General features: G+C 71.3%; 16 protein-coding genes. 5 read left to right on the top strand and 11 right to left on the bottom strand.

Features of this window, described 5'->3' with window-relative positions:
* The first annotated feature begins 113 nt into the window (after window positions 1-113).
* Window positions 114-1,325: a DUF445 domain-containing protein gene (locus SPOPO_RS0114020; RefSeq protein WP_019875463.1), complete on the top strand. Its 1,212-nt coding sequence runs from the start codon at window positions 114-116 to the stop codon at window positions 1,323-1,325.
* Window positions 1,326-1,349: 24 nt separating this feature from the next.
* On the opposite strand, the gene SPOPO_RS34830 is transcribed toward SPOPO_RS0114020, so the two are convergent.
* The 4 genes from SPOPO_RS34830 to SPOPO_RS0114040 all read right to left on the bottom strand — a co-directional run bounded on the left by SPOPO_RS34830 (window position 1,350) and on the right by SPOPO_RS0114040 (window position 6,114).
* Window positions 1,350-1,832, bottom strand: coding sequence for an RDD family protein (locus tag SPOPO_RS34830; protein ID WP_019875465.1), 483 nt, complete (start codon window positions 1,830-1,832; stop codon window positions 1,350-1,352).
* Between the two features lie 157 nt (window positions 1,833-1,989).
* Entirely contained in the window at window positions 1,990-2,301 is a 312-nt protein-coding gene (locus SPOPO_RS36170; protein ID WP_169577199.1) for an RDD family protein, read from the bottom strand.
* Window positions 2,302-2,458: 157 nt separating this feature from the next.
* The gene (locus SPOPO_RS29605; RefSeq protein WP_019875467.1) at window positions 2,459-4,789 is read right to left on the bottom strand and encodes a M6 family metallopeptidase; all 2,331 of its coding nucleotides are present in this window, start codon (window positions 4,787-4,789) and stop codon (window positions 2,459-2,461) included.
* 59 nt (window positions 4,790-4,848) lie between these two features.
* Window positions 4,849-6,114: an MFS transporter gene (locus SPOPO_RS0114040; RefSeq protein WP_019875468.1), complete on the bottom strand. Its 1,266-nt coding sequence runs from the start codon at window positions 6,112-6,114 to the stop codon at window positions 4,849-4,851.
* A gap of 68 nt (window positions 6,115-6,182) precedes the next feature.
* Between SPOPO_RS0114040 and SPOPO_RS0114045 the strand changes: the two genes are divergently transcribed.
* The gene (locus SPOPO_RS0114045; RefSeq protein WP_033385045.1) at window positions 6,183-7,199 is read left to right on the top strand and encodes an NAD(P)H-dependent glycerol-3-phosphate dehydrogenase; all 1,017 of its coding nucleotides are present in this window, start codon (window positions 6,183-6,185) and stop codon (window positions 7,197-7,199) included.
* Window positions 7,200-7,229: 30 nt separating this feature from the next.
* On the opposite strand, the gene SPOPO_RS32865 is transcribed toward SPOPO_RS0114045, so the two are convergent.
* Window positions 7,230-8,123: a hypothetical protein gene (locus tag SPOPO_RS32865; RefSeq protein WP_019875470.1), complete on the bottom strand. Its 894-nt coding sequence runs from the start codon at window positions 8,121-8,123 to the stop codon at window positions 7,230-7,232.
* Window positions 8,124-8,410: 287 nt separating this feature from the next.
* Here SPOPO_RS32865 and SPOPO_RS0114055 point away from each other — a divergent pair, with 287 nt between their 5' ends.
* Complete coding sequence (locus tag SPOPO_RS0114055) at window positions 8,411-9,901, top strand: SpoIID/LytB domain-containing protein (RefSeq protein ID WP_019875471.1); 1,491 nt, start codon at window positions 8,411-8,413, stop codon at window positions 9,899-9,901.
* On the opposite strand, the gene SPOPO_RS0114060 is transcribed toward SPOPO_RS0114055, so the two are convergent.
* Window positions 9,895-10,104, bottom strand: a complete 210-nt coding sequence (locus SPOPO_RS0114060) for a hypothetical protein (protein WP_019875472.1) — start codon at window positions 10,102-10,104, stop codon at window positions 9,895-9,897. The two genes, SPOPO_RS0114055 and SPOPO_RS0114060, sit on opposite strands and share 7 nt — an antisense overlap.
* Before the next feature lie 429 nt (window positions 10,105-10,533).
* Here SPOPO_RS0114060 and SPOPO_RS0114065 point away from each other — a divergent pair, with 429 nt between their 5' ends.
* Complete coding sequence (locus SPOPO_RS0114065) at window positions 10,534-11,397, top strand: trypsin-like peptidase domain-containing protein (RefSeq protein ID WP_019875473.1); 864 nt, start codon at window positions 10,534-10,536, stop codon at window positions 11,395-11,397.
* On the opposite strand, the gene SPOPO_RS0114070 is transcribed toward SPOPO_RS0114065, so the two are convergent.
* From SPOPO_RS0114070 to folE, 5 genes are all read right to left on the bottom strand, one after another.
* Window positions 11,387-13,471, bottom strand: a complete 2,085-nt coding sequence (locus tag SPOPO_RS0114070) for an ABC transporter permease subunit (RefSeq protein WP_019875474.1) — start codon at window positions 13,469-13,471, stop codon at window positions 11,387-11,389. The genes SPOPO_RS0114065 and SPOPO_RS0114070 overlap by 11 nt on opposite strands.
* Window positions 13,468-14,169, bottom strand: coding sequence for an ABC transporter ATP-binding protein (locus SPOPO_RS0114075; protein WP_019875475.1), 702 nt, complete (start codon window positions 14,167-14,169; stop codon window positions 13,468-13,470). Before SPOPO_RS0114075 ends, SPOPO_RS0114070 begins: the two co-directional genes overlap by 4 nt.
* Entirely contained in the window at window positions 14,166-15,164 is a 999-nt protein-coding gene (locus SPOPO_RS0114080) for a branched-chain amino acid ABC transporter permease (protein ID WP_019875476.1), read from the bottom strand. The genes SPOPO_RS0114075 and SPOPO_RS0114080 overlap by 4 nt, the downstream gene beginning before the upstream one ends.
* Window positions 15,165-15,280: 116 nt before the next feature.
* Window positions 15,281-16,486, bottom strand: coding sequence for an NAD(P)/FAD-dependent oxidoreductase (locus SPOPO_RS0114085; RefSeq protein ID WP_019875477.1), 1,206 nt, complete (start codon window positions 16,484-16,486; stop codon window positions 15,281-15,283).
* Between the two features lie 15 nt (window positions 16,487-16,501).
* Complete coding sequence (gene folE / locus SPOPO_RS0114090; RefSeq protein ID WP_019875478.1) at window positions 16,502-17,092, bottom strand: GTP cyclohydrolase I FolE; 591 nt, start codon at window positions 17,090-17,092, stop codon at window positions 16,502-16,504.
* Window positions 17,093-17,195: 103 nt separating this feature from the next.
* Between folE and SPOPO_RS0114095 the strand changes: the two genes are divergently transcribed.
* Complete coding sequence (locus SPOPO_RS0114095; protein ID WP_019875480.1) at window positions 17,196-17,900, top strand: helix-turn-helix transcriptional regulator; 705 nt, start codon at window positions 17,196-17,198, stop codon at window positions 17,898-17,900.
* Window positions 17,901-17,919 lie beyond the last annotated feature (19 nt).

Below are 17,919 nucleotides of genomic sequence, written 5' to 3' on the forward strand. Positions count from 1 at the left end.
TAAGCATCCGGGCCTGCGAGGTCTCACAACGGCCCCTGACGGCCGGGCGGCGGATTGCGCTACCTGCGAGTAGGGCCGACCCGTACCCTTCGGGCAGCGAATCAGGAGGGTGCGTGCACATCGAGCTGCCGACGTGGGCCATCTACGTCTCGATGCCGCTGATCGCCGCCATCATCGGGTACGTCACCAAGCTGGTCGCCGTCGAGATGATGATGCGGCCGCTTGAGTTCAAGGGCATCCCGCCGTACCTCGGGTGGCAGGGCGTCATCCCGCGCTTCGCGCCGCGCATGGCGGCGATCGCCACCGACCTGATGCTCTCCCGACTGCTGACGACACGGGAGCTCTTCGACCGCATCGATGGCCGCGAGATGGCCGCTCGGTTGCAGGAACCGATGCGCGCCACCATCGACGAGATGACGCGCGAGATCATGGCGCGCCATCAGCCGCTGGTTTGGGAGGCGATGCCCGAGGTCGGCCGCAAGGCGGTCATCTGGGCCGTCCAACGGCAGGCGCCGAAGATGGTCGAACGCCTCGTCGACGACCTCAAGCGCGACCCCGAGTCGGTCATCGACCTGCGGGCCGTCGCGGTCGACGCGCTGGTCCGCGACAAGGCCCTGCTCGTCTCGCTGATCCGGCGGATCGGCAAGAACGAGTTCAACTTCATCATCCGCGTGGGCGCGCCGTTCGGGTTCGTCCTCGGTTGCGTCCAAGCCGGCGTCTGGGCGGCCACGCACAACGAGTGGGTCGTGCCGATCTTCGGCGGCCTCGTCGGCTTCCTCTCCGACTGGGCCGCGCTGCAGCTGATCTTCCGCCCGGTCCAGCCCCGCCGCTTCGCGATCTTCCGCTGGCAGGGCCTGTTCCACCGTCGTCGTGCCCAGGTCATCGAGGACTACGCGAAGGTCCTCGGTGAGGAGATCCTCACCCCGACGAACCTGATCGACGCCATGCTCACCGGCCCGCAGGCCGACCGCCTCTTCGCGCTCGTCGCCCGCGAGGTCGACACCGCCGTCAACGCCCAGGTCGGCCCGGCCAAGCCGCTCGTCGTCCTCGCCGTCGGCGGCCGCAAGTACCAGGAGCTCCGCTCCGAGATCGTCGCCGCCGCCGTCACCCGCATGCGGGGCAGCATCGACGACGTCGGCGCCTACGCGATGGAGGCCCTCGACGTCCAGGGCACGATCATCACCAAGATGTCCGCGATGACCGACGAGGAGTACGAGAACCTCCTCCGCCCCGCGTTCAAACAGGACGAGTGGAAGCTCATCGCCGTCGGCGGCGTCCTCGGCTTCCTCATCGGCGAGCTCCAGGTCCACCTGCTGCTGACCTGACGCGGGGTTCGCTCGCGCGACGCCTCACCGCGCTCTGATGACGATCGTCCCGGTCAGCTGGTCGGCCCAGCTGCGCTGCCGTCCGTCGCCGTCGCTGTGTGGCGATAACGCAGTGAGCAGCAGGCGCGGCAAGCCGCCGAGCGAGAAGACCAGGAACAGCCATCGCAACCCGGCGGAGCTGAGCCCAGGGTTCGCGAGGGTGTCCATTCGGGCGACGCGGATTCGCAGCAGCCGCTTGCCCAAAGTGGCGCCGGACCGCGTCAGGGAGCCGATCTCGTAGGCGCCCCAGACCGCCAACAGGCACACCCCGGCGACTCGTTGTGCGGTGGAGTCGCTGTCGGTGCCGAGCAGGACGAGAAGGACGAACGGTGCCAGGAGCAGCAGATCCACGAGTCGGGCCAGCCAACGGCGGCGCAGGCCACCGGGCTCTACGCCGGGCGGGAACTCGAAGACCTCCCACGCCTGGGCGAGGCTCATGCCCTGCTGCTCCCACGGGGGAACGGTCATAGTGCCTCTCACCCATCGATCTCTGGGCGTTGCCGCGCGAGCTCGACAACGACAGTGCCGGCCGCCCGGTCGTGCCAACCCCGCCGCCAACCCGACTGATCCGTCGCCGTGGTCACCAACAGAATCAGCGGTCCGATCCCGCAGGGGATCGCGCCGATCAGCCAGTAAGCACCGACCCGCCCCGTGGCGCGCCCTGAACGGGGTTGGACCCGCCGTGGAATCGGAGCACGCGAAGTCCGAGCAACAGCTTTCCGACAGTCGTCCCCCAGCGCGCGACGGCCACCACCTCATAGGCGAACACCGCTCCCAACAAGATCCCAACAACTGTCCACTCGGTGGTGTCCGCGCCGGCGAGCACCGCGAGTCCGATTGCCCCGGCGCACAGAGCGGTGTCGATCAGTCGGGCTGCGATGCGGCGAACCAGGCCGGCGGCCGAGACCGGAGGTTCCCCTCCCTCGGCTCTCGGCACACTGGCAATCTGTCAGATCGGTGCCTCGAAGCGCCATCCGCCGGGCGTCCGCGGGCCCAACTCCACCCAGTGCGCAGATCGGCCCCGGTGCCGGGCGGTTTGGCGGTGCTCAACTGCGCACCGGGTGCAGGTCGGCGCGCGGGCGGCGGGTCAGGGATCAGCGGCCGCCGGCCTGGCCGATGCCGTTGACGCGGAGGGTGTACGGAGCCTCCAAGGTGGCCTTCTCGGTGGGGTCGTCCCAGCCAACGACGGCGACGAGGAGGGGGTACCGGCGCAGGGCCTTGAGCTGAGCCGGCGTCAGGGTCACCGAGTGCTTGCCCGCGAAGCGGAAGACCTGAATCCGGCGACCGACCTCGTCGATGCCGACGATCTGGAGCGACCAGTCCTTCACCGGGATCGGGGAGATCTGGGTCATCGTCCGGAACAGGTCGGTGCTGGACCCGTCGCTGATCAGCTGCCCGCCGACGGCGATGTCGTCGACGGCCCAGCCGCCCATGTTGATCAGCGGATCCGACTTGAAGCGGAACCCGAGCAGAACGTCCTTCCCGGCGTACTCCGACAGGTCGAACACCTGGGGCGTCGGGACCGGGACGCTGCCGGTGAACCCGTAGCCGAACTCGCTCTTGGTGGTGAACGCGTTCTCCAGCGTCGAGTACGTCTTCCCGCCGTCGGTGGAGATCAGGACGTATGCGAAGTCGTAGTCCTGCTCGAGGTTGTAGACGGTGGTGAACGTCAGCAGCGGGTTGGCCGCGGGGACCTTCGCCGGGAAGACGATGCTCGCGTCGGTGTCGGGTGTGTTGCCGGAGAACAAGACCGGGTTGTCGAGCGGGGTCGACGGCAGCGGCGGGGCCGCGATCGTCGGCAGGGACGGGACGTTCGGCACCGGCGGCAGCGAGACCGCCGGCAGCGGGTAGGAGTTCTGGACGGTCCACTGCACCGGCAGCGGCGGCAGCGACCGGTCGCCGGCGAAGCTCAGCGACTTCAGCTGCGCGCCGTCGAGCGGGCCGACGCCGAGGCCGCGCAGGGCCACGTAGTCCGCCCCGTTCGACGCGGCGCCCACGGCACTCATCGCCGCCGGGTTGAGCAGGTTCACCGCCGCCCGCAGGCTCGGAGTCGTGACGAGCTTGCGGTTCACGCCCGACAGGCGCATGCCCCTCTGCTCGAGCAGACGGTCGAGCAGGTTCATCAGCTGGTAGTCGCGCAGGAGCTGGGGAACCTTGGGTTGGCTCTCCAGGCGGCTCAGGACGTTCCGCAGCGAGCTCAGGCCCCGTCGGGCGTTTTCGCGGTGGAGCTCGGAGAGCACCTCGGGACCGAAGCGGTCGGCGAGGTAGAGCAGGAACGCCTCGGCGTTGCCGTAGTCGGCGAGCAGTTCCTTCGCGGTGCCCTGGTCACCCCAGCGCGTCAGGGAGTTCGCCGGCCCACCGCAGGGGACCGGGGCCGGGTTGTACTTCGTCACCAGCGTCCGGAAGCCCTGGAAGCACGCGACGTAGGCGTTGTAACCGAACTCGTTCACGCTCAGGCGCGAGTCCATGTAGCCGGTGACGTGCTCGGCGTACATCGACAGGCCCTCGTTGACCCAGTCGACCTCGTCGACGTCGATGTAGTACATGAGCAGGTGCTGGTACTCGTGCGCGAAGACGGACTCGTAGAAGTACGGGCTGCCGTCGCGGTTCCGGCAGGGGTCCTCGCTCGGCTGGTGCGGCGGGTTCGGGCCGAGGCTGTGGGCCCAGTCCTCCGCATCGATCGTCATGATGTTGCGGTCGGTCAGCTCGTTCGCGGCCGGGTTGAAGAACCCCGCGACGCCGGACCGGTCCTTGGGCCAGTTGTAGAACGACGCGTCCCGGATGTTGTCGATCAGCGTCACGACCTTGTTGCCGTCGCCGGAGAAGTCCATGCCCGTCGTCGTCAGGTCCTGCTGGGCTTGCGACCCGTCGCGGTCCGGCGCGACGCTGAAGGCCTCGGACTCCCGCGGGAGGATGTTCTGGTCGTACTCGCGGATCAGGTACCGGACCTGCTCGTCGGTGATCGTCGTGTAGCCCGGCAGCTTCGCGCGGCAGTCGCCCGGTCGCGGCTCGATGCCCGTCGACACCCCGTCGGAGCCCGACGCGATCCAGACCTCGATGGCGTCGCCGACCCCGCGGAGGGTGAACTCCTTCATGTACTGCAGGCCGGTGACGAAGTCGACGGACGGCCACATCCGCTTGGTGCCGACCGGCGGGGTCTTCCCGGCCGTGGTCTGCCCCGGCCGGACCGCCTGCGCCTGCCCGGCGGGGGTCCCGAGCCACCGGGCGACGGTCTCGGCCGTGTCCGGGGCCAGCGGCAGCTTCTCCGTCGACGGCTCGTAGTGCGACACCGCCGCGGGGAGGATTCCCGGCGCGGCCGCGGCCGCGGCCGTGTCCGGGCTAGCCGCCTGAGCCCCGCCGTCACCGGTCATCGGGCTTAGCACCAGGGCGGCGACCACGAGGCCGGCAGTCCACACACGCGTCATGGGGGCGGTTCCTTCCACGCAGGGCCGTACCGGGAGTTAACGAGCGAGCGGGTGGTCTGTCACGTCGGATCGTCGGAGGGTCGCGGATCGGTTGCGGTGGGTGCCCGGTAGCGCCGGAACACCGGGACGGCGAGCGCGAGCAGGACGACGGCCGCGCAGAGCAGCCCGCCGCCGACCCACGAGGCCTGGACGCCGACCGCGGCGGCCGTGGTGCCGGCCCGGACGTCGCCGAGGCGGGGGCCGCCGGCGACGACGACGATGAAGACGCCCTGCATCCGCCCGCGCATCTCGTCGGGGGCGTAGGTCTGCAGCATCGTCTGCCGGTACACGGCCGAGACGAGGTCCGCGGCCCCGCCGACGGCGAGCAGGAAAACGGCCAGCCAGAGGTTGCCCGCGAGTCCCGCTCCCGCGACCGCCAGGCCCCACACGACGATCGCCACGACGAGCGCGACGCCCTGCCGCTGCACGCGCCCGACCCAGCCCGAGGTCGCGCCGGCGACCACCGCCCCGATCGCCAGTGCCGCGAACAACCAACCGACCGCGGCGTCGCCGCCGAGCTCCTCGGCGCGGGCGGGGAACAACGCGCGCGGCATGGCGAAGACCATCGCGACGATGTCGACGGCGAACGACACCAGCAGCACCGGCCGGGTGGCGATGAAGGCGAGGCCGTCGATCACCGACCGCAGCCCCGGCGCGCTGATCTCGCCCAACGGCGGCAGGCTCGGCAGCCGCACGGCGGCGTAGAGCGCGGCCAGGTACAGCACGGCGTCGAGCGCGTACGCGGCCGAGAGCGAGACCTGGGTGATGATCAGCGCCGCCAGCAGCGGGCCGGCCATCATGCTCACGTTGCTGGTCGTGAAGCCGAGGGTGTTGGCGGCCGCGATCTGCTCGGGCGGCACGACGCGGGGGATGATCGCGCCGCGCGTCGACCCGACCACCGCGAACGCCGCCGACTGCAGCGCGACCAGGGCGAGCAGGACGGTGACGCTGTCGCCGTCGAGCAGCGAGTGCGCGAGCAGGCCCAGCGTCGTCAGCCACATCGTCACCGAGCCGACGAGCAGCACCCGCCGTCGGTCGAGCGCGTCCGCGACGGCCCCGCCCCACAGACCGAACACGATCAGCGGCACGAGGCCGACCGCGCCCATCATCCCGACCCAGAACGACGAGCCGGTGATGTCGTAGATCTCGACCGGCACGGCCACCGCCGTGACCTGGAATCCGACGAACGCGATCGCGTTGCCCGCCCACAGCCGGCGGTAGTCGCGATGCTCCAGGGGGCTCAGGTCGATCGCGTGGCGACGCCAGCCGCGTCGGTCGCCCCCCATGCGCCGGAAGGTTACGTGCCGCACCGGGGCCCGGAGCCTGCGGGACATGTACCGCAGGCGGTGCAAGGATGGGCGCCGTGCGTCAGGTGAAGGTCGCGGTGCTCGGGGCCGGCTCGTGGGGGACCACGGTCGCCTCCCTCGCCGCCCGCAACGTCGACACGGTCCTGTGGGCCCGGGACGCGGCGGTGGTCGAGGAGATTCGCGAGAAGCACCAGAACAGCCGCTACCTCGCGGGGTTCGCCCTCCCGCGGCGGCTGCGCGCGACCACCTCGCTGGAGGAGGCGGTCTACAACGCGGACGTGCTCGTCACCGGCATCCCCTCGCACGGCATGCGCCAGGTGCTCAGCGACTGCGCGGACTTCGTTAGGCCCTGGATCCCGATCATCAGCCTGACCAAGGGCCTGGAGCAGGGCACGCGCCTGCGGATGACCCAGGTCATCGACGAGCTGCTGCCCGGCCACCCGACGGGTCTGCTCGCCGGGCCGAACCTCGCCGCGGAGATCATGGCCGGTTACGCCGCGGCCGCCGTCATCGCGCTGCCGGACGAGCAGGTCGCCGCGTCGCTGCAGACGGTGTTCGCAAGCCCCCGCTTCCGCGTGTACACGAACACCGACGTCGTGGGCTGCGAGCTCGGCGGTGCGTTGAAGAACGTCATCGCGATCGCCGCCGGCATGGGCACGGGCCTCGGCGTCGGGGACAACACCCGGGCGATGGTCATCACCCGCGGGCTGGCCGAGCTGACCCGGCTCGGCGAGGCGCTAGGCGGCGACCCGCGCACCTTCGCCGGCCTCACCGGCCTCGGTGATCTGATGGCCACGTGCGTGAGCCCCTACAGCCGAAACCGCATGGTGGGGGAGAAGCTTGCGCTCGGCATGACGACCGAGCAGATCGTCGCCGAGATGAACATGGTTGCCGAGGGCATCAAGACCTCCTCGGTCGTGGTCGAGCTCGCCGAGGAGCACGGCGTCCCGGTCCCGATCTGCCAGGAGGTGCACGGCGTGCTGCACCTCGGCCGCAGCCCGGTGCAGGCCTACCGCGGCCTGCGCCGGACCGCCGCCACGTCCGAGATCGACGGGCTGGCCTGACGCCCAGTCAGGTCAGTCAGGTCAGCCCGGTCAGGCCGCGACCTCGAGGTCCATCGGCACGAGGTGCACCTTGTCGTCGGTCTGGAACTGGATGAACATCCGGTAGCGCCCGGGCTTGGTGAACATCGGTGCGAGGGTCAGCTCCGGCCCGCCGGTGACGTTCGCGTCGTCGGGGTTCGGGGTCTCCTCCGGGTGGACGTGGACCGCGGACAGGTCGCCCTCGCGGAACCCGGTGATGTGGGCGAACGACGCGAGGTACGGCTGCAGCGCCGACACGCCCTCGCCGTCCTTGGTGATCGAGAGCATCAGCTTGTCGCCGTTCACCTTGGGCTGCCCGTTGATCTGAAGCTCGTAGCCGTCGACGCTCGCCGTGCTCAGGGTGGCCGGGGCGGTGGTGGCGGGCTGGTACTTCCCCTTCACGGTGAACTTGGTGCCGAGGATGCGGTCGTCGAACTCGCCGTCGGGCGTCAGCGCCTGGAACTCCGTCACGAGGTGGTACGGGCCGGGCTCGGGGACGGTGATGTCGATGCTCCACTCGCCGCTCTTCGCGTCCAGCGACGGGTGGATGTGCTGATAGTTCGTCAGATCTTCCCGGACCAGGTACGTGTGCATGAGCTTGGTCTGCTGCCGGGTGTAGTCCTTCTGGACACCGTTCGGACCCTCGATCGTGAAGGTGAGCTTTCCGGACCGGCCGGGCTCGGTCGGAGTCTTCACACCGGCGAGCCGGTACCCGCCCAGGGACGCGGCCGTGCCGTCACCGACCTTGCTCATGTCCATGCTTGTGCCGTTCATGTCGGCCATGTTGTGGCCGCCCGCGGTCCGAGCAGCGTGAGCGGAGTGGTCGGCGGAGTCGTCGTCACCGCCGCAGGCGGTGAGGGTCAGGGTCAGCAGCAGGGCCGCCGCAGCGGCCGGAATGCGGTTCATCGGGGTCCTGTCGTGGTGCGGGGGCAGTTCGGGGACGTCCGTCGGGCGCAACGGTTCCCCCTGACCGGTCGCGCCGACGGCGGGTTCAGTTCCCGGCGAGGGGTACCGATACCGGGGAGGATGCTGAATTTCGAAATCATCAACCTCGCTTGTCACTCACGTCACTCCTGTTACATTCGAGATCTGGGGGGCGCTCGCATTCGGCAGGGGAGGCCGGGCGCCCGGGTCGGGACGAGATCGGGGTCCGGACCGGACCGGTAGACGTCGAGCGGACAAGGAGCGGGGACATGCGACGCGTCCGCACGGCGGCGGCAGTGGTGCTGGGCCTCGGACTGGTGGTGCCGCCGGCGCTGCTGGCCGGGGCCGAGGGGGCCCAGGAGCCGGAGATTCGGCCGGTGAACGGCGTCTTCGAGCTCGTGGGCAAGGGCTATGGCCACGGCCGCGGCATGTCCCAATGGGGCGCGCAGGGGGCCGCCACGCTGGGCATCGGCCACCCCGAGATTCTCGCCTTCTACTACCCGGGGACCACCCCGGCCACGATCTCCGACACCTCGGCCATCAAGGTCCACGTCACCGACGACCGCAACGGCAACCTCGAGGTCCGGCCGCGCAAGGGCCTGCGGGTTCGGGTCGGTTCGACGTGGAGGACGGCGCCCACGAAGCTGAACGGCAAGACCGTCACGCTCTGGCGGGTCGAGCGCGTCAAGGGCGGCAAGCTGCGCGTCCGCGGGCTCGCGGGCGGCACGTGGCGGACGCTGACGTTCTCCGGCAAGGGCCAGCACCCCGGCCCGGTCCGCTTCGTCGGGCCGACGTCCTCGAACGTGATCCGCCTGGTCCTGAACTCCGCCGAGCAGCGCGACTACCGCGGCCAGCTCGTCGCGATGTCCTCCGGCGGCACCGTGCGAGTCGTCAACCAGGTCAAGATGCGCGACTACCTGCGCTCGGTCGTCCCCAGCGAGTCGTACCCGAGCTGGGCGCCGGCGGCGCTGGAGGCGCAGTCGGTGGCGGCGCGGACCTATGCGCTGTGGCGGAAGCGGTACGTGCCCCTCGGCTTCGCGGACATCTGCGACACGACGATGTGCCAGGTCTACCACGGAGCGCGGACCGCCAACGGCAAGGGAACCGTCACCCGCAACTGGGAGTACAAGAGCACCAACGCGGCGATCAAGGCGACGGCCGGCCGCTACCTGACCTACAACGACGCGCCCGCGCTCACCGAGTTCTCCGCGTCCAACGGCGGGTTCTCCACCCCGGGCGACAAGCCGTACCTGATCGCGAAGCCCGACCCGTGGGACGGCGTCGTCGCCAACACCGCGAGCTCGTGGAAGGCGACGCTGAAGGCGTCCTCGATCTCGAGCGCGTACCCCGAGATCGGCAAGCTCCGGGCGATGCGCGTGACCAAGCGCGACGGCCGGGGGGAGTGGGGCGGCCGCGTGGTGCAGGTCCGGCTGATCGGCTCGACCCGCACCGTGCTCGTCGCCGGGACCAGCTTCGCCTCGCGGATGGGCCTGCGGCACTCGTGGTGGAACAGCGCCCTCGCGCCGATCCCGACGCCGACCCCGAGCCCCAGCCCGACCCCGACTCCGACGCCCACCCTGACCCCGCCGGCCACGCCGACCCCGACCCCGACGCCGGCCGCGGCCAAGCGTTCCGCCCCGGCGCCCGCGGCCCCGCCGCCGGCGACCCCGGTCCCGACGCCGGCACCGACCGCCACGCCGGTCCCGAGCCCGGAGCCGACCACGGCGCCGACCACGGAGCCGGGCGACTCAGGTCAGTAGTTGACCAGCGTCAGCAGGTAGAACGAGGTCAGCGCGGAGGCGCAGGCGGCGGTGACGAGGACGAGGACCGCGACCGCGCCGTAGCCGGAGCGGGACCAGGCCCCGCGGTGCCGGGCGCGCCGGGATCGTGACCGCCCGTGACCCTCGGTCCGGCGGACCGATGACGCTGCGGAGCGGCGGCGGGAGAGCACGGAACTGGCCATCAGGGCCGCTCCGGGACCGTGGGGAGGGCGAGCGCGTCCCCGGGCCAGGTAAACGGGCTACCAGACCACGCACCGTTCTGTGCCGTGATCACCCGGAATTCCCCTTCCAATCCCCAACAACTCGTCACCAAATCTCGCAGATTGGTCAGCTTGGAGGGGCGCTGCGCGGGTTGTACAGGGTTTGGGCGTGTCGGGCCGGAATCGACACGCCGGGTGATGCCGTGATTACGGATCGGGGCGATTTCGGCCGCTCCGCGCTCGGCGGGACGGGGCAAAGCCGGACATACCTCTCGAATCACGCCAGTAACACTAGTCCCAAGGTTTTACTTTTCTCGCGTGCGTGACAAAGGCCTCAGCGCCCCCCGCCGGGCGCGCACGTAACGAAAGGGGCGATCGCGGCGTTGTCCAGATGAGCCCCGAGGAGTGCGCGTGCCCCAGTTCCGCCGTACCGCCCGGGTGCGGCGTGCCGTCACGGCCGCCGCGCTGGCCCTCGGCGTGGCCGCGGCCGTCCCGGTGCCGGCGCGGGCGGCCGGGTCAGCCGGACCGCCGGCCGGACCGCCGGACTTCGCGCCGATCCGCTCGGCGACCGTCCACCCCGGCGTCGTGCTGGTGACCGACGGCAAGGGCTGCACCGCGAACTTCGTCTTCACCGACGCGGCGGGGCGCTACTACCTCGGCCAGGCCGCCCACTGCGCGAGCCGCGGCGAGCCCGACAACTTCAACGGGTGCGTCGACCCGGTGCTCCCGCTCGGGACCGAGGTTCGGGTGGCCGGGGCGGACGTCACCGGGGTCCTCGCGTACAGCTCGTGGAACACGATGCAGCGGGTCGCGGAGTCCGACCACGTCACCTGCCGGGCGAACGACTTCGCGCTGGTGCGGCTGCCCGCGGACGCGGTGCGCGTCCTCAACCCGTCCGTGCCGTGGTTCGGCGGCCCGGTCGGTCTGAGCTCGGGGTCGGAGAGCACCGGCGACTTCGCCTACGCCTACGGCAACGCGCCCATCCGGCAGGGCATCGGGCTGCTCGCGCCGAAGCGCGGGGTGATCGTCGAGCGCTCCGACGACGACTGGACCTACCTGGTCTACTTCCTCACCCCGGTGATCCCGGGCGACTCGGGCAGCGGCGTGCTCGACGAGAGCGGCCGGGCGCTCGGCGTCGCGTCCAGCCTGATCTTCGTCCCGCACCCGGCGAGCAACGGCGTGGTCAACCTGGCGAAGGCGCTGGCCTACGCCCAGCAGCACTCCGGTATTCAGGGTCTGCGCCTGGTGCCGGGCACCGAGGCGTTCACGGACTGACCTCGCTCGCCTCCGCGAGGTCCTCGGGCCGCGCGGCCGCGGCCGCCGCGTCGGTCGCGGCGACGATCTTCGGCACGTACCGCATCCGGGTGCCGAGGTAGCGGGCCTGCACCTCGGGGTCGGCCGCGACCTCGGCCGGCGTGCCCTCGGCGAGGATCCGGCCCTCGGCGAGGACGTAGACCAGGTCGCAGGAGTCGAGGACGGCCTTCACGTAGTGCTCGACCAGGAGCACCGTCAGGCCGAGGTCGGCGTGCAGTCGCTTGAGCAGGCTGAACAGCGCGACGCTGGAGGCCGGGTCCAGGCCGGCCGCCGGTTCGTCGAGCAGCAGCAGGCGCGGCCCGGAGAGCAGACAGCGCCCGATCTCCGCGCGCCGCCGGGCGGAGAACTCCAGCGTCCCGCAGCGCTCGTTCCAGTAGCGGTCGATGTCGAGCAGGCGTGCGGCCGCCCACGCGGCGTCCTCGGCCTCGCGGAGCCGGGCCGCGGCGCGGGGGTCGCCCGCGAGGAACCGCAGGGGGTTGATCCCGATGCGCTGGTACGCCCCGGCCAGCAGGTTGTCGCCGACGGAGAGGTCGGGCATCACCCGCGTGGTCTGGAACGTCCGGGCGACCCCGAGCTTGGCGCGGTCCCAGGCCGGCAGGGTCGAGACGTCGGTCCCGAACAGCGACACCGTCCCCTGGTCCGGCCGGCGCACCCCGGAGATCACGTCGAACAGCGTCGACTTGCCGGCGCCGTTCGGGCCGAGCAGGCCGACCATCGACTCGTTGGGGATCCGGATCGTCGCCCCGTCGAGGGCGTGCACCGCCCCGAAACTGACGACGACGTCGTGGGCCTCGGCCGCGTTCGCGATCTCCGGCCGCGGGGGCAGCCAGGCTTCGAGCACGGCCAGGGCGGCGGCGCGCTCGTCCGGGGTCAGCATGCCGATCGGGGCCTCGTCGCCCTCGGCGCCGAGACCCTCGGACCCGCGCAGGATCGCGGCGTCCAGGCGCTCCCGGGCGGTGCGCGTGCGCCGGCCGCCGTGGAGGAGGTAGCGGTAGGCGTCGGCGGCCCGGCCACCCATCCCGCGGGAGCCGAAGACGGCCCCGGCGAGCAGACCGACCGCGGCGAGGAGAAACGGGCTGATCCGCAGTTCCTCGAGCTCGACCGGGGTCAGCTGGAAGGACACCGCGACCAGGACGACGAACGCGATCGAGTCCAGTCCGGCCAGCACCGGGATCGCCAGCAGCACCAGGGAGTACGGCGAGAGCAGGTTCGGGAACGGCGGCGGTGACTCCAGGTGCCAGGCGGCCACGATGCCGCCGGCACCCGCCAGTGCGCCGGAGACGGCGAAGGCGAGCACGCGGAACTTCAGCGGGCTGATGCCGACGGCGGCCGCGGCCTGGCGGTCGGCCCCCACGAGATGGAAGGCCAGGCCCATGGGCGAGCGGCGCAGCCGCACCAGAAGCACGAGGGCGAGCGCGAGCCAGCCCCAGGCGAAGAAGTAGAAGGCCGTGTCGCCCTGGATGTCGAGGCCGAAGAACCCGGGTCGTTCGATCGTCAGGATGTTGCCGCGGATGTCGCCGCCGGACAGACCGCCGGCCAGGTCGCCGTAGGTGTAGATCGTGCGCTCGATGATGATCTGCAGGCCGAGCGTCAGGACCACGAGGTAGATGCCGGGCAGCCGCGCGGACGAGAGCGCGACGAGCGCGAGCGCCAGCGCGCCGCCCGCGATCACGGCGACGGCCGCGATCACCCAGGGCAGGTCCCCGCCGTCGACGCCGCCGAGGCCGTTGGCGCCGGGGCCGTCGTCGGGATTCCGGGTCAGATACCCCATCAGGTAGATCGCCGACCCGTAGATCCCCGCGGTGGCCAGCGAGATCTCACGGGCCCAGCCGATGAGGACGAGCAGACCGAGACCGGTCAGTGCGATCGGCACGGCGCCGGCGACGGTGAAGACCTTGTAGGACGGTGCGGTGACGGCGTAGAGGACCACCACCGCGAGCGCCACCAGCGAGCCGGGGGCGGACATGGCCGTGAGGACGGGGCGGGACGTGGTGCGTCGGACGTCCGGGCGGTTCAGGTGGGGGACGCGGCTCATGCCGAGGCCTCCCCGGTGATGACGGTCGCGAGTTCCTCATCCGGCACGATCTGCCCCTTGTCGATGACGAGGATCCGGTCGCTGAACTCCTCGCGGACCTGCTGGAACTGTTCCGCGATCAGAACGGCGACGCCCGAGTCGGCCGCGATGCCGCGCAGCGTCTCGTAGATGCGGTCGACGACCATCGGGGCCAGGCCCTGCGACGGTTCCTCGACGAGCAGCAGTTGCGGCTTGGTCATCATCGCCCGCGCCACCGCGAGCATCTGCTGCTCACCGCCGGAGAGCGTGCCTGCCCGCTGGCCGATGCGCTCTCCCAGGATCGGGAACAACTCGGCGGCGTAGAACATCTGGTCGCGGCGGTGCGCCTTGCGCATCGAGGTCGCGCCGATCAGGAGGTTCTCCTCGACGGTCAGGTTGGCGAAGATTCGTCGGCCCTCGGGGGAGAAGCCGATCCCGGCCGCGACGCGCTGGTGGGCCGGCCACCGGGTGATGTCCTGCTCGCCCAATCGAATCGAACCGGCGATCACCGGCACGGTGCCCATGACGGTCTTGAGCAACGTCGACTTCCCGGCACCGTTCGCGCCGAGCAGGCTGATCACCTCGCCGCCCCGGACCTCCATGTCGACCCGGTGGAGCACGGCCTGGCCGGAGTAGCCGGCCACCAACTGATGCACCGTCAGTACGGCCCGCGCGCTCACAGGGACTGCCTCTCCAGGAGGAAGACGTTCTCTCGTCGGAACCGGGCGACCGCGACGATGATCGCGAGCAGCGAGCCGTAGAGCACCAGGGTCTGGACGGCCCGGTCGACCGTGCCGAAGACCCCGATGATCAGTGCGGTCTCCAGGAACGAGAACACCAGCGCGCCGAGGAAGGCCAGGGGGATCGAGCGCATGCCGCCGACCGCGGCGATGGCCAGGCCGTTGAGGAAGAGCAGGAGCATCTCGGCCGGGTTCGGCCCGGCGGTCACGGCGATCAGCACGCCGGCCAGGGCGGCGAGGGCGCCGGAGCCGGCGTAGACCAGCGTGCCGACCGCGCGCAGCTTGACCCCGCACCAGACCCCCGCCTCCTGGTCGTCCGCGAGCGCCCGGATCACCAGGCCGGTGTGGGTGCGCGTGAGCAGGACGCCCAGGATCATCGAGAGCACCGCGACGATGGCGAGCGTCACCAGCCGGTGCCGTGTCAGCGGGACGTCGTGGAAGACGTAGGTGTGGGTGCCGAAGGGGCTGTCCGGGAGCGAGTCCGGCTGGACGTTGAGGTACTGGAAGAAGCCGATCAGCGCCATCATCCCGCCGAGCGAGACGATCGTCAGCGTCATGATGTTCAGGCTCGCGATGCGGCGCGACATGACGATCCAGCCGTAGGCGGCGCCGATCGCCGCGCCCATCACGATGACGAGCAGCAGCGCCACGAACGGGTCGAGTTCGGGGCGGCTGCCGTACCGGTGCGCGCCGTCGGCGTCCGACCCGAACTGGACGATGAAGTTCGGGACGACGTCCTCACCCGGCAGGAACTCGGGGGAGCGGAAGCACAGCAGCCAGTAGCAGAGCGCGGCGGCCGCGGCGATCCCGCCGTGCACGAACGCGATCGTGCGCGAGATCCGGTAGCTCAGGATGATCGAGATCGGCAGGAAGCCGTACAGGCCGGCGTTGACGAACCCCGCGATCAGGACCGTGTCGAGCAGCGACAGGTGCATGCGTCGTAGAACCTCCGATGCCGCGCCGGGACCAGCGCATCACGAGGAATGTCGGCCTGACGCTAATGCACGGGGCTGGGGAGGCCCAGTTTCGAAAACGCCAGATGGTGCGGACCCTAGGTCCGCAGGGCTGTTACGTCAACGTCGTCCGCTTTTAGACCGATGGTCTCCTTCAGTCCCTCGATCAGGTCCCAGGTGTTCACGGCCATCGCGGCGCTGACCCGGCCGGCCCGGACCCAGAGCGCGACGAACTTCCGCGCCGCGACGTCGCCGGAGAGCACGACGTCGTCGGTGGGGTCGCCGAGGCCGACGTACTCCAGACCGAGGTCGAACTGGTCGGAGAAGAAGTACGGCAGCCGGTCGTAGACCTCCTGGGCGCCCGCGGCGTTGCGACCGGCGGTTCGGCCCTGGTTCAGCGCGTTGGCCCAGTGCTCCACGCGGACACGGCGGCGCAGGCGCGGGTGCTCGGCCGCGGCGACGTCACCGGCGGCGTAGACGTCCGGGGCCGAGGTCCGCAGGTGGGCGTCGACCGCGATGCCGTCGTCGAGGGCCAGGCCGGCGTCGGCCGCCAGCTCGAGCCGCGGCCGGACGCCGATGCCCACGACGACGACGTCCGCAGGCTCGACCCGGCCGTCCGTCAGCTCGACGGCCTCGACCCGGCCGGCGCCGCGCACCGCGGCGACACCGGTCCCCAGGCGGAGCTCGACGCCGTGGTCGGCGTGCAGGTCCCGGAAGACCGTGCCGACGGTCGGTCCGAGGACGCGCTGGAGCGGCACGTCGAGGGGATCGATCAGCACGACCTCGGCGCCCAGCTGGCGGGCCGAGGCGGCCACCTCGGTGCCGATCCAGCCGGCGCCGACGACGGCCACGCGCCGCCCGTCGCGGACGGCACCGCGCACGGCCTCGCCGAGGGCAACGGCGTCCTCGACGGTGCGCAACCGGTGCACGCCCTCGAGGTCGTGCCCGGGGACGCTGAGAACGCGCGGCGTGGCGCCGGTCGCCAGGACGGCGGCGTCGTAGTCGAGCGGGGCGTCGCCGTCGAGGTGGATCCGGTGCGCCGCCACGTCCAGCGAGACCGCCCGCTTCCAGGTGACGAGCTCGATGTCGTGCTCGGCGTAGTAGCGGTCCTCGTGGACGTAGTGGGGGACGTCCTCCTCGCCGCGCAGTCCCTGCTTCGACAGCGACGGCCGCTCGTAGGGGTGCCGGGCCTCCTCGCCGACGAGCACGATCCGCCCGTCGAACCCGTACTCGCGCGCGCCCTCGGCGGCCTTCGCACCGGCCAGTCCGGCACCGACGACGACGAGGGTCTTCCGGATGGACATGGCGGTCTCCTTCGGTCAGGGGCGGATGCCGGCGAGCGCGAAGAACTCGGCCCGTGAGCTGGGTTGGTCGCGGAGGAGCCCGTGGAGGGCGGAGGTCACGGTGGTGGAGCCACGGGCCTGGACGCCGCGGAGTGACATGCACAGGTGCTCGGCCTCGATCACCACGGCCACGCCCTTCGGGCGGAGGTGCTCGGCGAGCCAGTCGGCGACCTGCTGGGTGAGCCGTTCCTGCACCTGGAGGTCGCGGGCGAACAGCTCGACGACCCGGGCGAGCTTGGAGAGCCCGAGGATCCGTTCGCCGGGCAGGTAGGCCACGTGGGCGCGGCCCAGGAACGGCAGCAGGTGGTGCTGGCAGAGGGAGTGGACCGGGATGTCGCGGGCGAGGACGAGCTCGTCGTAGCCCTCGTCGTTGGGGAACGTCGTGGGGTTGAACGAGCGGGGCGTCAGGAGTTCGGCGTAGGCCGCGGCGACCCGGCGCGGGGTGTCGCGGGTGTGCTCGGACGTCGGGTCCTGACCCAGGGCGCGCAGCAGATCGGCGACGGCCCGCTCGGCGGCGTCCACGTCCACGGTCGGGCCGCCGCGAACGGCGTAGAGGGGCACGGTCATCGGGGTCACCTTCTAAAAGTGTCTTGTTTTGACGATAGAAGGCGGCCCGGGAGCCGGTCAACGGTTTCCTTGCGACAACTGGAGTTCGTTTTAGAGTGGGGCCATGACCTCGTCGGCGCGCGACGCCCAGATCGCCGGCGTCGCGGCGCTGGACCAGCCGCTGCGCCGCGACCTCTATGCGCTGATCGCCGAGCTCGACACCTGGGTCGGCCGGGACGAGGCCGCCGAGCGGCTGTCGGTGCCGCGGTCGGTCGCGGCCTTCCACCTCGACAAGCTGACCGAGGTCGGTCTGCTGGAGGTGCGCTACGAGCGTCCGCCGGGCAAGGCCGGTCCGGGGGCGGGACGGCCGGCGAAGCTGTACCGCCGCGCACGTTCCGAGCTCACGGTCTCGGTGCCCGAGCGGCAGTACGAGTTGGCCGGCGAGATCCTCGCCGACGCCGTTCACGAGGCCGCCGAGACGGGATGCCCGGTCCGGGAGGCGCTGACCCGCGTCGCCCGGGAGAAGGGCAGTGAGGTGGGAACCGCGGCGCGGGCCGAGCTGCCACGCCGCCCGTCGGGGCGCGCGCTGCGCGACGCGGCGATGTCCGCGCTGCGGGAGTTGGGCTTCGAACCCCGCGAGCACCGGGGCGAGATCGCGCTCGCCAACTGCCCGTTCCATCGTCTGATGGAACGTCACACCCTGTTGATCTGCGGCATGAACCTCGACCTGCTCACCGGGCTCGCCGACGGGCTTGAGGCTTCCGACCGCCTCGCGCCGCGGCTCGACCCGGAGCCGCCGATGTGCTGCGTCCGGATCGGGCCGGCCTGAGTCCCGGGCCCGGTCGGTG

It is taken from the genome of Sporichthya polymorpha DSM 43042, assembly GCF_000384115.1.
Classification (GTDB): Bacteria; Actinomycetota; Actinomycetes; order Sporichthyales; family Sporichthyaceae; genus Sporichthya; species Sporichthya polymorpha.

Excerpts from the sequence above, each read along its gene's own strand:
- SPOPO_RS34830 (WP_019875465.1), bottom strand. The coding sequence starts at position 1,832 with ATGACCGTTCCCCCGTGGGAGCAGCAGGGCATGAGCCTCGCCCAGGCG.
- SPOPO_RS29605 (WP_019875467.1), bottom strand. The coding sequence starts at position 4,789 with ATGACGCGTGTGTGGACTGCCGGCCTCGTGGTCGCCGCCCTGGTGCTA.
- SPOPO_RS0114040 (WP_019875468.1), bottom strand. The coding sequence starts at position 6,114 with ATGGGGGGCGACCGACGCGGCTGGCGTCGCCACGCGATCGACCTGAGC.
- SPOPO_RS0114045 (WP_033385045.1), top strand. The coding sequence starts at position 6,183 with ATGGGCGCCGTGCGTCAGGTGAAGGTCGCGGTGCTCGGGGCCGGCTCG.
- SPOPO_RS32865 (WP_019875470.1), bottom strand. The coding sequence starts at position 8,123 with ATGAACCGCATTCCGGCCGCTGCGGCGGCCCTGCTGCTGACCCTGACC.
- SPOPO_RS0114055 (WP_019875471.1), top strand. The coding sequence starts at position 8,411 with ATGCGACGCGTCCGCACGGCGGCGGCAGTGGTGCTGGGCCTCGGACTG.
- SPOPO_RS0114060 (WP_019875472.1), bottom strand. The coding sequence starts at position 10,104 with ATGGCCAGTTCCGTGCTCTCCCGCCGCCGCTCCGCAGCGTCATCGGTC.
- SPOPO_RS0114070 (WP_019875474.1), bottom strand. The coding sequence starts at position 13,471 with ATGAGCCGCGTCCCCCACCTGAACCGCCCGGACGTCCGACGCACCACG.
- SPOPO_RS0114080 (WP_019875476.1), bottom strand. The coding sequence starts at position 15,164 with ATGCACCTGTCGCTGCTCGACACGGTCCTGATCGCGGGGTTCGTCAAC.
- SPOPO_RS0114085 (WP_019875477.1), bottom strand. The coding sequence starts at position 16,486 with ATGTCCATCCGGAAGACCCTCGTCGTCGTCGGTGCCGGACTGGCCGGT.
- folE (WP_019875478.1), bottom strand. The coding sequence starts at position 17,092 with ATGACCGTGCCCCTCTACGCCGTTCGCGGCGGCCCGACCGTGGACGTG.
- SPOPO_RS0114095 (WP_019875480.1), top strand. The coding sequence starts at position 17,196 with ATGACCTCGTCGGCGCGCGACGCCCAGATCGCCGGCGTCGCGGCGCTG.